The sequence below is a fragment of the Pseudomonas eucalypticola genome (assembly GCF_013374995.1).
In the GTDB taxonomy this organism is placed as follows: domain Bacteria; phylum Pseudomonadota; class Gammaproteobacteria; order Pseudomonadales; family Pseudomonadaceae; genus Aquipseudomonas; species Aquipseudomonas eucalypticola.
Map to the genome: position 1 here is coordinate 503,762 of NZ_CP056030.1, position 17,127 is coordinate 520,888.

Sequence of the window (17,127 nt, forward strand, 5' to 3'; positions counted from 1 at the left end):
GTAGTGGCCCAGGCCGATGACTACAGAGCGAGTTATCCTCCTGGAGCCCCTATGAACGTTCGTCAGCTGCGCATCTCAACCCGTGCTTTCCTCAGCTTTGGCCTGATCAGCCTGCTGATGCTGGGCTTCGGTCTGTTTTCCATGAACCAGATCACGCACATGCGTGAGGCGGTCATTCATACCGAAGAGGTTTCCCATGCCGGCACGCGTTGGTTGGGCAGCATTCGTGACAACTCGCTGGGCATCCGCGTATTGACCTTTCGCCTGATGCTCAACCGTGACCCAGCCGTGCTGCGCCCCGCGCTGGACCGCATGACCTTCCTGCGCGGCGAGCTGGACAAGGCCTTGCAAGGCTATACCCCGATCGTGCCAGAGGCCGCGCGTTCACAGTTCGCGCAACTGCAGAGTGTGGTCTCCCGTTACCAGGAGCAACTGACCCGCTACCAGGCGCTTTCGGATCAGGGTGACACTCAGGGCATGCTGGCGCTGCTCAACGGCCCGATCCAGGACCTTTCCGATCAGACCGGCAACCTGTTCAATGAGCTGGTGAAGATCAACCTGCAGGAATCGGGGATCTATACCACGGCGGCGAAGGCGCGTTATGAGACCGCGATACAGACCACCATTGCCGTGTTGGCCGTTGTCTTCCTGCTGACCGTCCTGCTCGCCTGGACCTTGACCCGCAGCATCGTCAAACCGCTGGAAGAGGCGGTCACCGCTGCCGGGCGTATCGCCAAGGGCGACCTCACGGGGCGCATCAATGTCGAGGGGGAGGACGAGGCTGCCGACCTGCTGAAGTCGTTGGTCAACATGCAGAAAAGCCTGATCGACACCCTGCGGCTGATCGGTGACTCGTCGCACCAGTTGGCCGCTGCTTCGGAAGAAATGACCGCCATCACCAACCAGACCTCCGGCGACCTGAACAACCAGAATGCCGAGATCCAGCAAGCTGCCACTGCGGTCAACGAGATGACCGCCGCGGTAGAGGAAGTGGCGCGCAATGCCGTGTCCACCGCCGATGCGTCCAACGCCTCGACCAAGACCGCTCAGTTGGGCCGTGAGCGCGTCGACACCACCATCAGCGCCATCCAGCGCATGGGCAAGCGGGTGGAAGACGCTTCGGAGCAGGTCAAGGAGCTGGCGGCCCATTCCCAGGACATCGGCAAGATCCTCGATGTGATTCGTGGCGTGGCCGAGCAGACCAACCTGCTGGCCCTCAACGCTGCCATCGAGGCGGCCCGTGCGGGCGAGGCGGGCCGTGGTTTTGCCGTGGTGGCCGACGAGGTACGTGCCCTGGCAGGCCGTACCCAGACCTCCACCCAGGAAATCGAACAAATGGTCGCTGCCATCCAGCAGGGTACCGCCAAGGTGGTGGAAACCATGCAGGCCAACAATGATCAGGCGCTGTCCACCCTGGACACCGCGAAGACCGCCGGTACCGCCCTGGACGAAATCGCCGCGGCGATTTCGCTGATCCACGAGCGCAACATGGTCATCGCCAGCGCCTCGGAAGAACAGGCCCAGGTCGCACGTGAAATTGACCGCAACCTGGTCAACATCCGCGATTTGTCGATCCAGACATCCGAAGGGGCGGGGCAGATCGATGAAGCCAGCCAGTCGTTGTCGGGCTTGTCCCATGACCTGAAGAACATGGTGGGCCGCTTCCAGCTCTGACCGCAGGGCGCGGGCCTGCTTGCAGCAGGCCCCCTCTGATCCAAAGGTGCTGGCTAATGCCTGGACAAGGCATCTACACTGGCCCATTCACTGGAACACGGAGGTCTTCCCATGCGGCGTGTGGTGTTCAATCAGAAAGGTGGCGTAGGCAAATCCAGCATTGCCTGCAATCTGGCAGCTGTCAGCGCGCAGGAGGGCTATCGCACCCTGCTGATCGACCTGGATGCACAAGCCAACTCGACCCAGTACCTGACCGGGCTGACGGGCGAGGACATCCCCATGGGCATCGCCGACTTCTTCAAGCAGACCCTGTCTTCCGGGCCGTTTGCCAAGAAAAATACGGTGGACATCTACGAGACCCCTTTCGACAACCTGCACGTGGTCACCGCCACGGCCGAGCTGGCAGACCTGCAGCCCAAGCTCGAGGCCAAGCACAAGATCAACAAGCTGCGAAAGCTGCTGGACGAGATCGCCGAAGATTACGACCGCATCTACATCGACACGCCACCAGCGCTGAACTTCTATGCGGTGTCCGCCTTGATCGCCGCCGACCGGGTTTTGATCCCGTTTGACTGCGACAGCTTCTCTCGCCAGGCGCTGTATGGCTTGATTGCCGAGATCGGTGAACTGCGCGACGACCACAATGAAGACCTGGAAGTGGAAGGCATCGTCGTCAACCAGTTCCAGACGCGCGCCAGCCTGCCGCAGCAGATGCTCGACGAGCTTATTGCCGAGGGCCTGCCGGTGTTGCCGGTGTACCTCAACAGTTCGGTGCGCATGCGCGAATCACATCAGGCCAGCAAGCCGCTGATTCATCTGGACCCGCGGCACAAACTGACCCAACAGTTCGTCGAGTTGCATCATCTGCTGGAAAACCCCGCCGCTTAAATACCCTGGGATCCGAGCCAGGCCAACAATTGCGGCAGCGGGAACGCGCCGCTCTGGCGCGCCACTTCGCGGCCGTTCCGGAACAGGATCAGGCTGGGGATCGACCGGATGCCCAATTGCCCCGCCAATGGCTGATTGGCCTCGCTGTCCAGTTTGGCCAGGCGGCAGCGACCAATGAGCTGGCCAGCGGCCTGCTCGAAGATGGGGGCGAAGGACTTGCACGGCCCACACCACTCGGCCCACACATCCACCAGCAACGGAAGGTCGCCCTTGATCTGGCTGGGGTAGTCGCCCTGGGTCAAGTCGAAGGGTTTGTCCAAAATCACCTCACCCTTGCAGCGCCCGCACTTGGGCGAGTCGCCCAAGCGTTCGGCGGGGATGCGGTTGAGGCCGTTGCAGTGGGGGCAGGGGATAACCAGGGGGTCGGGCATGAATGCGTCCTCAGGCTGAAGTGTGGTTCATTCTACCTCTGTCCTCGACTGTTGGAATCCAGGACCAATCCTACATCCGACCAAGAAATATCGCATTTTGCTATTTTATGAGTTGTGCCATCGTTACTCGCATAGCAAAATGCGATGCGGACGGTGGAATGCACGTTATCAGTGAGAAGCGTATTTGGCAGGCTAAAGAGCATTGGCCTCGCGCCGCCGCAGCTTTGGATGCTTGGTACCGTTTAATGAAAGGCGTTTGCCCGGAAGATTTCGCGGCGATGAAAGGGAGTTTCCCGGTAACGGACAAGGTTGGCGACTTGCACGTATTTGACATCGGCGGCAACAAGCTGAGGCTGATCGCGATCGTCAGGTATCGCAGTCAGCGTATCTATATTCGATCCATACTGGACCACGCCCAGTATTCAAAGGGCAAGTGGGAGGAGGAGGCGTTTTGAACCCTTCGATCAAGTTCGCCACCGAGCATTGGCACTTACTGTCACCATTGCTGGCAAAGCCGGCGTCGGAGCAAGACTACGACGCACTTGTAGCTTCATTGGACGAGCTGTTGGCGCTGACCGGTAGTGACGAGAACCACCCCTTGTCCGGGCTGGTCGACCACATGGGCGACCTTGTCGCCGCCTATGATCGCGAACACCGCCCCATGCCAAAGGCGCCGGGGAGCGAGGTCCTCAGGTTTTTGCTGGACCAGCATCACCTCAAGCAGAGTGATTTGCCTGAGGTCGGCAGCCAATCGGTGATCTCTGAAATCCTCAATGGCAAGCGTCAACTCAACCTTCGTCAGATCCGGGCGCTATCGATCCGATTCAAGGTGTCAGCCGAAGTGTTCCTCTAGGAAGAACAACTGATCTCCAGATGCTTGCCCCACTCCGGCGGCCGCTGCGCATAGGCCTCCATGCCCGCCTGTTCGTCGAACGGCCGGGACAGCATGGTGTGCAGGCGGCGGACTTCTTCGTAGTCGCCTTTTTGCGCGGCATCAATGGCGTTTTGCGCCAGGTAGTTGCGCAGCACGTACAGCGGGTTCACCGCGTGCATGCGCGCGGTGCGGTGTTCATTCGCTGCCTCGCCCTCCACCCGCGCCACGTAACCCGCCGCCCAGCGGTCGAACCCTTCGCGGTCGACGAAGTCGTCACGCAATACCGCCACCGCCTGCGCGGCCGGCTGGTCACCCAGGCGGCGGAAGAACAGGTGGTAGTCCACGCCGCTGTTCTGCATCAGCCGCAGCAGGGCTTCGATCATGGCCTTGTCGCCGTCGTCCGCGCGGGTGAAGCCCAGGCGCCGACGCATCAGGTCCAGGTAATGGGCCTCGTACAGGGGCAGGAACAGATCCAGGGTCTCGCGCAGCGCTTCCACGCTGATGAACGGCGTGAGGGCCTGGGCCAGGGCGCTGAGGTTCCAGTGGGCGATGGGCACCTGGTTGCTGTAGCTGTAGCGCCCTTCATGGTCCGAATGGTTGCAGATGAAATGGGCGTCGAAGTCGTCGAGGAAGGCATACGGGCCGAAGTCGAAGGTAATGCCCAGGATCGACATGTTGTCAGTGTTCATCACCCCGTGGCAAAAGCCGTAGGCCTGCCATTTGGCGATGAGCTCGGCGTTGCGCTCCACCACGGTGCGGAACATGGCCAAGTAAGGTTCGGGTTGCTCCAGGCACTCGGGGAAGTGCATGGCCAGCACGTGCTCGCCCAGCACCTTGGCCTGCTCCGGCTGCTTGGTGTAGTAGAAGTACTCGAAGTGGCCGAAGCGCACGTGGCTGGGTGCCAGGCGCAGCAGCATGGCCGCCCGCTCCTGGGTTTCGCGCCACACCGCGGTATCGGAGCCGATCACGCACAGCGCGCGGCTGCTGGGGATGCCCAGGGCGTGCAAGGCCTCAGAGGCGAGGAATTCGCGGATCGAGGAGCGCAGCACCGCGCGGCCATCGCCCATGCGCGAGTAGGGCGTCAGGCCGGCGCCCTTGAGGTGCAGGTCCCAATGCTCTCCCGCCTGGTTGTAGACCTCGCCCAGCAGCAGCCCGCGGCCATCGCCCAGGCGCGGGCTGTAGCCGCCGAACTGGTGGCCCGAATACACCATCGCCCGCGGTTCTGCCTCGGCCCACAGCTTGTGGCCACCGAACAGCTCGGCGAAAACCGGGGAATGAGCCTCGGTGGGTTCCAGGTCGAGCAGCGCCATGGCCGCGTCGCTGGCCACCACGAGGCGCGGGTTGTCGATGGGCTCCGGCAGTACCGAAGTTGAAAACGCGTCGCCCAGGCGGGCGAAGCGGTTGTCGAAGGTCAGTTCGTCGAGGGCTTTCAACGGCCATCTCCAGCAGAATGTCCAAGCATTCTGCTGGGGTATGGCGGTTGCGTCCAGTCAGTCCAGATGAGTGTCGGGGGGCTCGGGGCGGGTCCTGGGCTGTTGCTGCACATTGGGCAGCAACTGCTCGTCGACCTTTTCCACCGGCACCATCTTGAACTCCTGGCCCTGGGTGTTCTTCAGGTACACCTCCATCTGCCGGAACGAGATGTTGATGTTGTTCTTCTTGAACTCGCGGTTGATGTAGCGGTTCATCTCGTCGAGCACCGGGTTGCGGTCGCCCAGGTCACGCACGTGCATGCGCAGTTCGTGGTCCAGAGTGCTTTCGCCGAAGTTCAGGAAGTATACGCTGGGGGCCGGGTCCTTGAGCACGCGCGGGTTTTCCTGTGCGCCCTTGAGCAGCAGGGCGCGCACCAGGTCCAGGTCCGAACCGTAGTCCACGCCCAGTTTCAGGGTGACGCGGGTGATGGTGTCGGTCAGCGACCAGTTGATCAGTTGCCCGGTGATGAACGTCTTGTTCGGGACGATGATGTCCTTGCGGTCGAAGTCGGTGATGGTGGTGGCGCGAATGCGGATCTTGCTCACCGTGCCGGACAGGCTGCCGATGGTGATGGTGTCACCGATGCGCACCGGGCGCTCGAACAGGATCATGATGCCGGAGATGAAGTTGGCGAAGATTTCCTGCATGCCGAAACCCAGGCCTACCGACAGCGCTGCCACCAGCCATTGCAGCTTGTCCCAGCTGACCCCCAGGGTCGACAGCGCCGAGACGAAGCCTATGCCGATGATCACGTAGGACAGCAGCGTGGTGGTGGCGTAGGCGCTGCCCTGGGCCAGGTTCAGACGTGACAGTACCAGTACTTCCAGAAGGCCCGGCAAGTTGCCGGCCAGGGCCACGGTGATGCCGACGATGATCAGAGCCCCCAGCAGGTCGCCCAGGCTGATGGGCACCATGCTCATGGTGGCGCCGGTACCGCTGGTGTATTCGTAGAGGGTGACGTTGTCCAGATACGCGAACACGCTGATCAGGTCCGACCATACCCAGTACAGACCGGCGATGAACACACCCATCAGGGCCAGGCGGATCAGGCGCAGGGACTGCTGGTTGACCTGTTCGATATCCAGGGTGGGTTCTTCTACCGGGATTTCGCCGTCGCCGCTTTCCTTGGCCGCCTGGCGTTTGCTCAGGGCGCGTTGGTAGGCCAGGCGGCGGGCGGCGACGCTGAGGCCGCGCACGAAGGCGGCCTCGATCACCAGCCACAGCATCAGCAGGTACAGCGTGCCGATCAGCCGGTCGGTCAGTTTCAGGGCGGTGTAGTAGTAGCCGAAGCACACCGCCAGGAACAAGGCCACCGGCAGGGCGGTGAAGGCCACGCCCACGGCCTTGCGAAACAGCGAGGTATTGCGGTGGGTGGGGCTGCTGATCAGCAGGCGGCTGAGCAGCCAGGCCATCAGGGCATAGCAGGTCAGCACCACGACGATGCCGATGACGTCGTCCGCCAGTGCCGAGGGCTGCAGTTCCGCCACCGCCACGATGGCCACCAATGCCATGACCACGATGCCCAGGCGGCGTACCCAGTTGCGCAGGAATTCGACCTGAGCCTTTTCCCAGCGAAAATGCACCTCGGCGACGCCGCCTGGCGCCAATATCCGGTAAGCGGTGTAGAACACCAGCCAGGCCTGGGCCATTTGCAGCAACGCCGAGCCAAGGCTGGCGTTCTGGCCCCGGGCATCGAGCTGCAGAGCCAGGCCACACAGCGCCAGGCCCAGGCCAACCGGTATGGCCAGCAGCACGTTGACCAGCAAGGCCTGTGGTGTGTGCCACTGGCTGTCACGCTTGAAATGGCCGATGTCCTTGTGCACGCGGTTGAGCCGGTTGTGCAGGTAGCTGCGACGCCACAGCAGCACGCCGATCAGCAACAGCAAGGGCACGAAAAACAGCGGGCGTTGTACCAGGCCGTCGGCCAGTTCGCTGAGGCTGGAGGCCCATGGCAGCGTGGCGACCTGTTTCTTCAGGTGCGCCGGGGCGCTTTCCAGCCAGTCCGGGTCCAGCGGCTTGTTGCTGGGGATCCAGAACATCTGCTCGTCCAGGGTGGCCCGCAGGCTCTGGGCGGTGGTCAGCAACTGTTTCTGGTTGAGCTGCAGGGTGATGGACTCGTTGAGCAACGCGCTGAGTTCACGGTTCAGGCGTTCCAGCAGGTCGCTGCGGGTGATGGCCAGGTCCAGTAGTTGCTTGCGCAGCTGCGGGGTGACCTCTTCCGGCGGCTGCGCAGCGATCAGGCCATCGACATAGGCAGTGGGGCTGCTCAGGGTTTCACGTTGCTGGTTGACTTCGAACTGGTACAGGCGGATGTCGGCGATTTCGTCCGCCAGGTTGCGGTCCACCTTCAAGTGCGGCAGGGCTTGCTTCTGTTTGTAGAGAATCTTGGACAGTAGCAGGCTGCCTTTGAGCACATTGATCTGCTCGTCCAGGGCCTGGTCGCTCTGGGTCACGCTGTCCAGCTGCTGCTGGGTGTGCAGGTTTTGCTGGGTCAGGTCATTGAGGCGGTCGGTGCTCTTGAGCAGGTAGTCGGACAGCTTGAGGTTGGTGGCGCTTTCCGTGGCCAGCACGCTGCTGCCACCTGCCTTCTGGGCTTCGATGGACTGCTGGGTAACGGTCTCCTGGGACTGGGCTAGGCGCTTGTCGTTGATCAGAGACTGCAGGTCCTGGATCTCCTGGCTGACGCGGCCGATCTTTTCGATCACCAGGTCATGCTGGCTGTTGCCCAGGTCTTGCAGCAGGGTGTTGCCGGCCAGTTCCTGGCGGCGCAGGGTGATCAGGGCGTTGATCGACGCTTGTTCGGCCAGCAACTGGTTGCGCTGGTCGGGGGAGATCACTTTGCCGTTATCCTTGCCGGCTTTGAGGATGCCGTTGATCTGCGCGATGCGCGCCTGGCTGTTGCTGATCTCGGTCTGCGCGCGCTCGGGGCGGGTCTGGGCCGTGATGCTCAGGCTGTTGGCTTCGGTCAGCTGCTTCTGCAGGTCGCCCTGCTGGGCGCCGCGTTCATTGAGCAGTTGTTCGAGCTGCGGCACGGACAGGTTGGCATAGCGTTGCGCGACGGGCACGGCCTTGGTGGCCTTGAGCTTGGTGAGTTCGTGCTGGTTCTCGGCGATGACCTGCGGGGCTTCGCTGAGCTGCTTTTTCAGCGCCGGCAGCTGGTTATTGCTGTCGTCGCGGGCGGCGAGGAATGCCAGGGTCTGCTCCAGCACCTGTTGCAGCGCCTTCTGGTCGGCATCCGAGAGCTTGCGCTCGGCGATCTTGTCGATGCTCTGCTGCACCGCTTCGCTGGTGGGTGGGTCGGCCGCCTGGACGGCGGTGACAGTCAGGCACAGCCCAAGCAGGGCTGCGGAGAAAAATGAGCGCAGTGAGGGCATAGGTAGAAGTCGTACAGCTCGAAGAAGAATGGCAGTTTAGAGGAAGAGTCCGGGACCCGGGCGGCTTCCTTCGGGCAGTTTGACGCCCACTTTCTGGATCTTGTTCCCGTCCATGACCGCGACTGTCCAGATTGTGTTGTGCCATATCACGTGGTCACCGACCACCGGCGCGCCGCCAACCTTCTGCATGATGAACTGGCTCAGGTGCATCTGCGGGTCGAGGCCGTCGAGCTGCAAACCGTACAACGCCGCTACAGGCCCCAGTTCTGCGTCCCCTTCGAGCACGAAGTCGCCGAAGAAACGCAAATCCAGGCCGCGCTGCGGCGCCTGGCTGAACAGCTTTCCGAGTGCTGGCAGATTGTGTTCATGGCCGATCACGCAGAGCAGATCATCCACTTCCAATACCGTACTACCCGACGGATGGAGCAGTTCCTGACCCCGAAACAGGGCGGCGATACGGGTACCTTCGGGCATTTTCAGCTCGCGAAGGGGGGAGCCGATGCACCATTTTTCGGCGCCCAGTTTGTACACGAACAACTCCCACTCACTGGTGACATGCACCTCCAGCGCCGAGCGGGAAATGGGCGCCGGGTCAGGCGGAACCGTGACCTTCAGCAACTTGGCCACCCACGGCAGGCTGGTGCCTTGCACCAGCAGCGACACCAGTACGATGAAGAACGCCAGGTTGAAGTACAGTTGGGCGTCCGGAAGCCCGGCCATCAAGGGAAACACCGCCAGAATGATGGGGACTGCGCCGCGCAGGCCAACCCACGAAATAAAGGCTTTCTCACGGCCATGGAAGGCCTTGAACGGCAGCAGGCCGACGAACACTGACAGTGGCCGCGCCACCAGGATCATGCCCAGCGCCAAGGCCAGGGCGGGCAGGGCGATGGGCAGCAGGTCGTGAGGGGTGACCAGCAGGCCCAGTACCAGGAACATGCCGATCTGCGCCAGCCAGGCCATGCCGTCGAGCATATGCAGGATGCCATGGCGGCTGCGAATAGGTTTGTTGCCCATCACCAGGCCGCACAGGTACACAGCCAGGAAACCGCTGCCGTGCAGGGCGTTGGTCAGGGCAAACACCACCAGGCCGCCGGCGATCACCAGGATGGGGTACAAGCCGCCAGCCAGGTGGATGCGGTTGACCAATTGCAGCATCACCCAGCCGCCGCCCAGGCCGATGATGGCGCCGATTCCGAATTCCTGCACCAGGTGCCCCAGCAGGCTCCAGTGCAGGCCGGTCTGGTGGCTGGCGAGCATGTCGATCAGGGTCACGGTCAGGAACACCGCCATGGGGTCATTGCTGCCCGATTCGATTTCGAGGCTGGCGGTAACCCGCTCATTCAGGCCCTTACCGCCCAGCAGCGAGAACACCGCGGCGGCATCCGTGGAGCCAACGATGGCGCCGATCAGCAAGCCCTGGATGATGTTCAGGTTGAACAGCCAGGCGGCCATCATGCCGGTCAGGCCGGTGGTGATCAGCACCCCCACCGTGGCCAATGACAGGGCAGGCCACAACGCCACGCGGAAACTGGCCACGCGAGTCCGCAAGCCGCCGTCCAGCAGGATGACGGCCAGTGCCAGGTTGCCCACCAGGTAGGCCGTGGGGTAGTTGTCGAAAATGATGCCGCCGCCGTCGACCCCGGCGGTCATGCCCACCGCCAGGATGATCACCAGAATCGGGATACCGAGGCGGGAAGACAGGGAACTGACCAGAATGCTAGCACCCACCAGCAACGCGCCGATCAAGAACAGGCTGTTGATGGTCGTCGCATTCAAAGGCAGTACTCCCTAAAACTGATATGGCGAAACGACCTGCCTCATGCAGGCCGCGTGCCAAGGGATTCTAACCTGTGCAAATGTACTCATGTCAAAAAGCTTCTTCGCTGGAAACGGCTCCACGTGATCTCAGGTCCGTCGCGTCGCCTGGTTCCCGAGCTGGCGCCCGATCCCACCGGTCGCGAAATGTGGGTCAGAACCAGTCCTGTTGCATGCCCAGGCAAGTATCGTCGCGGGTTTTCAGCAAGTGCAAGTCGTGGTGGCAAGCAGGTACTTCCCAGGTCAGGAAGTACCGCGCGGCTTGCAGTTTGCCGTGGTAGAAGTCGGCATCGGCGGCATTGCCCGCGGTCAGCCCTTCCTGTGCCCGGATCGCCTGTTCCAGCCAGCGCCAGCCGATCACGGTGTGGCCGAACACCTTCAGGTACAGCGCGGAGTTGGCCAGGGTCTCGGTGATCTGCCCCTTGGCCAGTTCACCCAGCAAGCCCAGGGTCACGCCTTGCAAGGCAGCTAGCAGCGCTTCCAATGGCTGGCGCAAGGTGGTCAGTTCAGGGTGAGCCTGGGCCCGTTCGCAGGTATCGGTGATCAAGCGCATCAGCTGCTTGAGCCCTGCCCCGCCATTCTGCGCCAGCTTGCGGCCCAGCAGGTCCAGGGACTGGATGCCATGGGTGCCCTCGTGAATAGGGTTCAGGCGGTTGTCGCGGTAGTGCTGCTCCACCGGGTATTCACGGGTGTAACCGTGCCCACCGAGAATCTGGATGGCCAGCTCGTTGGCTTTCAGGCAGAACTCCGATGGCCACGACTTGACGATGGGGGTCAGCAAGTCCAGCAGTTCCTGGGCCTGACGCTGCGCGTCTTCGGTTTGGCCGGTCAGGCTGTCATCGAACAGCCGTGCCGCATACAGACCCAGGTCGAAAGCGCCCTCCACATAGGCCTTCTGGGTCAACAGCATGCGCCGAACATCGGCGTGGTTGATGATCGCAACCGGCGCGGTGGCCGGGTCTTTGGCATCGGGCAGACGCCCTTGTGGCCGTTCCCGGGCATACTCCAGCGAGTACAGGTAACCGGCATAACCGAGCATCACCGCCCCCATGCCCACGCCGATGCGCGCTTCATTCATCATCTGGAACATGTAGCTCAGGCCCTGGTGTGGTTTGCCGACCAGGTAACCCACGCAATGGCCGGCATCGCCAAAGTTCAGCGCTGTGGACGTCGTCCCCCGCCAACCCATCTTGTGGAACAGCCCGGCCAACAGCACATCGTTGCGCGGGCCCAGGCTGCCGTCATCGTTGACCAGGAACTTGGGCACGATGAACAACGAAATGCCTTTTACCCCAGGGGGCGCGTCGGGCAGCTTGGCCAGCACCAGGTGCACGATGTTCTCAGACAGCGGGTGATCGCCGCCGGAAATGAAGATCTTGTTGCCCTTGAGTCGGTAGCTGCCATCATCCGCCGGTTCGGCACGGGTGCGTATGTCCGACAGTGACGAGCCCGCGTGAGGCTCGGTCAAGGCCATGGTGCCGAAGAAACGGCCTTCGATCATCGGCTGCAGAAAGCGTTGTTTCTGTTCTTCGCTGCCGAAACTCTCGATCAGGTTGGCGGCGCCCATGGTCAGGAAAGGGTAGGAAGTACTGCCGGCGTTGGCCGCCTGGAAGTGGGCGAAACAGGCCTGGGACAGCAGGGTTGGCAACTGCATGCCGCCGTCCTCGAAGGACCTTGCGGCATTCAGGAAGCCCGCCTGCAGAAACGCATCCACCGCAGGCTTTACCTCGGGAATCAGCACCGCGGCGCCGTTCTCGTAGCGCGGCTCGTTTTCGTCGGCCTTGCGGTTGTGCGGCGCGAAATACTTCTCGGCAATGCTGCGGGCTGTGCCGATGGCGGCATCGAAGGTTTCGCGGTTGTGCTCGGCGAAGCGCTCGCGTTGGGTGAGGCTGAGGGCGTCGAGCACTTCGTAGAGCTCGAAAGCCAGGTTGCGGGCGCTGAGGAGGGTCTCGGACATGGCGGCCTACCAGATTAGGGGTAGGCCGAGTCTAGAGGGCGGTATGGCGCAGGGGTAGCAAGATTGATGAGGGTGATGGTGCAACGTCAGCCGCTGCCCCGGGGCGGTTGACAGGGCAAGGGGGTGGGCAAGGATGGCAGCGAGGACTGCAAATGCGCATTTTCGGGCTTGGCTTTCCAATATCGGCCCCCGGACTTTCGGTGGCAGTGAAACTGGTACTCACTGACGTAGGGATAGCTATTGATTTGGTAGTGAAACCTGCTGCATCAAAATGATGAGCGGTGCCGGGACCGCCCCGCAGAAAAAGGGCGCCCATTGCAGGCGCCCTTTTTTATCAGCCGATGGTCATCAAGCTGGCATTGCCCCCCGCCGCAGCGGTGTTCACGCTCAACGCACGCTCGATCACCAGGCGCTCCAGGGCGATGTTGGTTTCGCCATGGGACAAGCCCTGCACGCCAACGATGGCGCCAGCACGCTTGGCCACTTGCTGGCATACCGCGCGCAGTTGATCCGAGTCGCCGTGATGTAGCACGGCATCGAACACGACTTCGTCCTTGGTCCATTCCGGCACCAGCTGGATGCGTGCCTGAACGTCCTTCGGCAGGCGCGCGCGCAGTGGTTTGCTCAGCTCGCTGTCGGGCCATACGGCGGTGCTGCCCACGGCCAGGGCGGCGGCCAGTTGCACCAGCAGGTCGGCTTCCTGGTCAGCCAGGCACAGCACATGCTCGCGTGGCAGGATGCTGTAGCTGTTGCGTTCGCCGGTCGGGCCTGTCAGTTGGCGGGTCACGCCGCTTTGGGACTGTTGGGCGTACTGGCCGCACAGCGTGGCCAGTTCGCCGTGCTGGTTGCTGCCGGCCCAGGCTTGCAGCGCTTGCAGGGGCTTGGACAAGGCATCACGCAGGCGCACGTCCGGCGCGCTCTCGCCGTCGGCACGCTTGAAGGTGTGCTCGATGGCACCTTCGGGGCGGGTGGACAGCAGGCGGTACAGGTACAGCGGGCCACCGGCTTTCGGGCCGGTGCCGGACAGGCCTTCGCCGCCGAACGGTTGCACGCCCACCACGGCGCCAACGATGTTGCGGTTGACGTAGACGTTACCGGCATTGACGTTGTCGATGACTTTGGCGATGGTCTCGTCGATGCGGGTGTGCACGCCCAGGGTCAGACCGTAGCCGGAAGCGTTGATCTGCTCGATCAACTGGTCCAGGTTCTTGCGGTTGTAGCGCACCACGTGCAGTACCGGGCCGAAGATCTCGCGCTGCAGTTCGTCGAAGCTTTCCAGCTCGATCAGGGTGGGCATCACGAAGGTGCCGCGCTTCACTTCCTCGGCATCGGCGATGGCCACCTGGTACACGCTGCGGCCTTTGTCGCGCATGCCCTGGATGTGCTTCTCGATACCGGCCTTGGCTTCGGCGTCGATCACCGGGCCAATGTCCACGCTCAGGCGTTCGGGGTTGCCCAGGCGCGATTCGGCCATGGCGCCCTTGAGCATCTCGATCACGCGGTCGGCGGAATCTTCCTGCAGGCACAACACCCGCAGGGCCGAGCAGCGCTGGCCAGCGGAGTCGAAGGCGGAGGACACGACGTCGATGACCACCTGTTCGGTCAGTGCCGAAGAGTCGACGATCATGGCGTTCTGGCCGCCGGTTTCGGCGATCAGCGGGATGGGCCGGCCCTGGGCATCCAGGCGGCCAGCGACGTTGCGCTGCAGCAGGTGCGCCACTTCCGTGGAGCCGGTGAACATCACGCCCTTGACGCGCTCATCACCCACCAGGCGGGCGCCCACGGTTTCGCCGCGGCCGGGCAGCAACTGCACCACGCCCTCGGGGATACCGGCTTCCAGCAGCAGGCGCACGGCTTGGGCGGCGACCAGCGGGGTCTGTTCCGCCGGCTTGGCCAGTACCGGGTTGCCGGCGGCCAAGGCGGCGGCCACCTGGCCCGTGAAGATGGCCAGCGGGAAGTTCCACGGGCTGATGCACACCACCGGGCCCAGTGGTCGGTGGGCGTCGTTGCTGAAGTCATTTCGGGCCTGCACCGCGTAGTAGCGCAGGAAGTCCACGGCTTCGCGCACCTCGGCGATGGCGTTGGCGAAGGTCTTGCCGGCTTCGCGGGCCAGCAGGCCCATCAGCGGCTGGATCTCGGCTTCCATCAGGTCGGCGGCGCGTTCCAGGATCGCGGCGCGTTCGGTGGGCGGGGTCGCCTGCCAGATCGGGCCATTGCTCATGGCACACAGCAAGGCGTTGTCCACGTCTTCGACGGTGGCTTCCTGGACATGGCCGACCACGTCGCGGTGGTCGGAGGGGTTCAATACTGCCTGGGCCACTTCGTTGCTGGCCGGGCAGCCAAGCATTGGCGCGGCTTTCCAGTCATTGTGGGCCGTGCTCAGCAGGGCGCAGGACAGCGACGCCAGGCGGTGTTCGTTGGCCATGTCGATACCGGCCGAGTTGGCCCGCTCACTGCCATACAGGTCGCGCGGCAAGGGAATGCGCGGGTGCGGCAAGCCGACATTGCCTTCCTGGGTCGCCATGCGGTCGATGGTGCTGACCGGGTCAGCCACCAGTTCCTGGATGGAGATGGAAGTGTCGGCGATGCGGTTGACGAACGAGGTGTTGGCGCCATTTTCCAGCAGGCGTCGTACCAGGTAGGCCAGCAGGGTTTCATGGGTACCGACCGGTGCGTACACGCGGCACGGACGGTTCAGCTTGCCATCGGCAACCTTGCCCACCACTTGCTCGTACAAGGGTTCGCCCATGCCGTGCAGGCACTGGAACTCGTACTGCCCGGGGTAATAGTTCTGGCCGGCGATGTGGTAGATGGCTGATAGCGTGTGGGCGTTGTGGGTGGCGAACTGCGGGTAGATGACTTCCGGCACCGACAGCAGCTTGCGCGCACAGGCGATGTAGGACACGTCGGTGTACACCTTGCGGGTGTACACCGGGTAGCCTTCCAGGCCTTCGACCTGGGCGCGCTTGATCTCGCTGTCCCAGTAAGCGCCTTTCACCAGGCGGATCATCAGGCGGTGGCGGCTGCGGCGCGCCAGATCGATGACGTAGTCGATCACGTACGGGCAGCGCTTCTGGTAGGCCTGAATGACGAAACCGATACCGTTCCAGCCCGTCAGTTGCGGCTCGAAACACAGGCGCTCGAGCAGGTCCAGCGACAGCTCCAGGCGGTCGGCTTCCTCGGCGTCGATGTTCAGGCCGATGTCGTATTGCTTGGCCAGCAGGGTCAGCGACAGCAGGCGCGGGTACAACTCGTCCATGACGCGCTCGTACTGCGCGCGGCTGTAGCGCGGGTGCAGGGCCGAAAGCTTGATGGAGATGCCCGGACCTTCATAGATGCCGCGGCCGTGGGAGGCCTTGCCGATCGAATGAATGGCCTGCTCGTACGACGCCAGGTATTTCTGCGCGTCATGTTCGGTCAGCGCGGCCTCACCCAGCATGTCGTAGGAGTAGCGGAAGCCCTTGGCTTCGAACTTGCTGGCGTTGGCCAGGGCTTCGGCGATGGTCTCGCCGGTGACGAACTGTTCGCCCATCAGGCGCATGGCCATGTCGACGCCCTTGCGGATCATCGGTTCGCCGCTTTTGCCGATGATGCGGCTCAGGGAGGAGGTCAGGCCGGCTTCGTTGTGGGTCGACACCAGCTTGCCGGTCAGCAGCAGGCCCCAGGTGGCAGCGTTGACGAACAGCGACGGGCTGTTGCCCAGGTGCGGCTGCCAGTTGCCGTTGCTGATCTTGTCGCGGATCAGGGCATCGCGGGTGCCCTTGTCAGGGATGCGCAGCAGGGCTTCGGCCAGGCACATCAGCGCCACGCCTTCCTGGGATGACAGGGAGAACTCCTGCAGCAGGCCCTGGACGATCCCTGCGCGGCCGCCCGCGCTTTTCTGGTTGCGCAGCTTCTCGGCGATGCCGGCGGCCAGCTTGTTGGTGGCCTCGGCCATGGCTATCGGCAGGCGCGCCTGCTCCAGCAGCATGGGCACCACTTCCTGCTCGGGGCGGCGGTAGGCGCCAGTGATGGCTGCGCGCAGCACCGACTGCGGCAGGATGCTTTCGGCAAATTCCAGGAAGCACTGGTGGCTGTGGTCGGCCTGCAGGTCGCCGGCTTCGTCGGCGCCGTTGTGGGCGTGGCCATTGAGTTCAGGCAGTGTGGCGCCACCCTCGAGCTTTTCCAGGTAATTGAAAATCGCCTGCTTGATCAACCAGTGTGGGGTGCGGTCGATGGCATGGGCGGCTGTTTTCAGTCGCTCGCGGGTAGGGTCGTCAAGTTTGACCCCCAGGGTGGTCGTCGCCAATTTCTTGTCCTCATCAAGGCCACGTAGGGTGTGGCAATAAAGCCGGCGGCAAGATTAGCCGTTGCTCACGGTAGGGTGCAACCAGGTGCAACCCATATTTCGATGAAAAGTTGCACCTGTTATCAGGTCATTAATTCGGTGTAGAGAATCTGCACAACGCCGGTGCGCGATCCGTCACCAATGCTCCCAAAAGAAGCAGATTCAAGCATTTGCCGCGGTTCTGCGACTGTTCTGTAACAAGGTGCAACTTGCAGGCCATCGGCGGTTGCGCCTCGTCCGCGCCTGCCTCTACGATGCACTGCTTCGGTGCAACCCTGTGTATCGAGCCGTGTCCTTCGTTCAAGAGGGTG

At 62.9% G+C, this 17,127-nt stretch carries 10 protein-coding genes; 4 read left to right on the forward strand and 6 right to left on the reverse strand.

Annotation, left to right across the window (positions count from 1 at the left end; all coding sequences use genetic code 11):
• The first annotated feature begins 51 nt into the window (after nucleotides 1-51).
• On the forward strand, nucleotides 52-1,674 hold the full coding sequence (locus HWQ56_RS02390) for a methyl-accepting chemotaxis protein (RefSeq protein WP_158158391.1): 1,623 nt from the start codon (nucleotides 52-54) through the stop codon (nucleotides 1,672-1,674).
• Nucleotides 1,675-1,785: 111 nt separating this feature from the next.
• Nucleotides 1,786-2,562, forward strand: coding sequence for a ParA family protein (locus HWQ56_RS02395; protein ID WP_158158390.1), 777 nt, complete (start codon nucleotides 1,786-1,788; stop codon nucleotides 2,560-2,562).
• Here the strand turns inward: HWQ56_RS02395 and trxC are convergent.
• A complete protein-coding gene (trxC, locus tag HWQ56_RS02400) occupies nucleotides 2,559-2,993 on the reverse strand; it encodes a thioredoxin TrxC (RefSeq protein WP_176569694.1) in 435 nt (144 codons plus the stop codon). The two genes, HWQ56_RS02395 and trxC, sit on opposite strands and share 4 nt — an antisense overlap.
• 158 nt (nucleotides 2,994-3,151) lie before the next feature.
• Here trxC and HWQ56_RS02405 point away from each other — a divergent pair, with 158 nt between their 5' ends.
• A complete protein-coding gene (locus tag HWQ56_RS02405; RefSeq protein ID WP_176569695.1) occupies nucleotides 3,152-3,448 on the forward strand; it encodes a type II toxin-antitoxin system HigB family toxin in 297 nt (98 codons plus the stop codon).
• Nucleotides 3,445-3,846: a helix-turn-helix domain-containing protein gene (locus HWQ56_RS02410; RefSeq protein ID WP_176569696.1), complete on the forward strand. Its 402-nt coding sequence runs from the start codon at nucleotides 3,445-3,447 to the stop codon at nucleotides 3,844-3,846. The genes HWQ56_RS02405 and HWQ56_RS02410 overlap by 4 nt, the downstream gene beginning before the upstream one ends.
• On the opposite strand, the gene selO is transcribed toward HWQ56_RS02410, so the two are convergent.
• The 5 genes from selO to putA all read right to left on the reverse strand — a co-directional run bounded on the left by selO (nucleotide 3,843) and on the right by putA (nucleotide 16,777).
• The gene (gene selO / locus HWQ56_RS02415; protein ID WP_176569697.1) at nucleotides 3,843-5,300 is read right to left on the reverse strand and encodes a protein adenylyltransferase SelO; all 1,458 of its coding nucleotides are present in this window, start codon (nucleotides 5,298-5,300) and stop codon (nucleotides 3,843-3,845) included. The genes HWQ56_RS02410 and selO overlap by 4 nt on opposite strands.
• A 57-nt stretch (nucleotides 5,301-5,357) precedes the next feature.
• Nucleotides 5,358-8,714 carry a mechanosensitive channel MscK gene (mscK, locus tag HWQ56_RS02420; RefSeq protein WP_158158385.1) on the reverse strand — a complete coding sequence of 1,119 codons (3,357 nt, stop codon included), beginning with the start codon at nucleotides 8,712-8,714 and terminating at the stop codon, nucleotides 5,358-5,360.
• A gap of 36 nt (nucleotides 8,715-8,750) precedes the next feature.
• Complete coding sequence (locus HWQ56_RS02425; protein ID WP_158158384.1) at nucleotides 8,751-10,493, reverse strand: potassium/proton antiporter; 1,743 nt, start codon at nucleotides 10,491-10,493, stop codon at nucleotides 8,751-8,753.
• A gap of 193 nt (nucleotides 10,494-10,686) precedes the next feature.
• The gene (locus HWQ56_RS02430) at nucleotides 10,687-12,489 is read right to left on the reverse strand and encodes an acyl-CoA dehydrogenase (protein WP_176569698.1); all 1,803 of its coding nucleotides are present in this window, start codon (nucleotides 12,487-12,489) and stop codon (nucleotides 10,687-10,689) included.
• 334 nt (nucleotides 12,490-12,823) lie between these two features.
• A complete protein-coding gene (putA, locus tag HWQ56_RS02435; RefSeq protein WP_176569699.1) occupies nucleotides 12,824-16,777 on the reverse strand; it encodes a trifunctional transcriptional regulator/proline dehydrogenase/L-glutamate gamma-semialdehyde dehydrogenase in 3,954 nt (1,317 codons plus the stop codon).
• Nucleotides 16,778-17,127 lie beyond the last annotated feature (350 nt).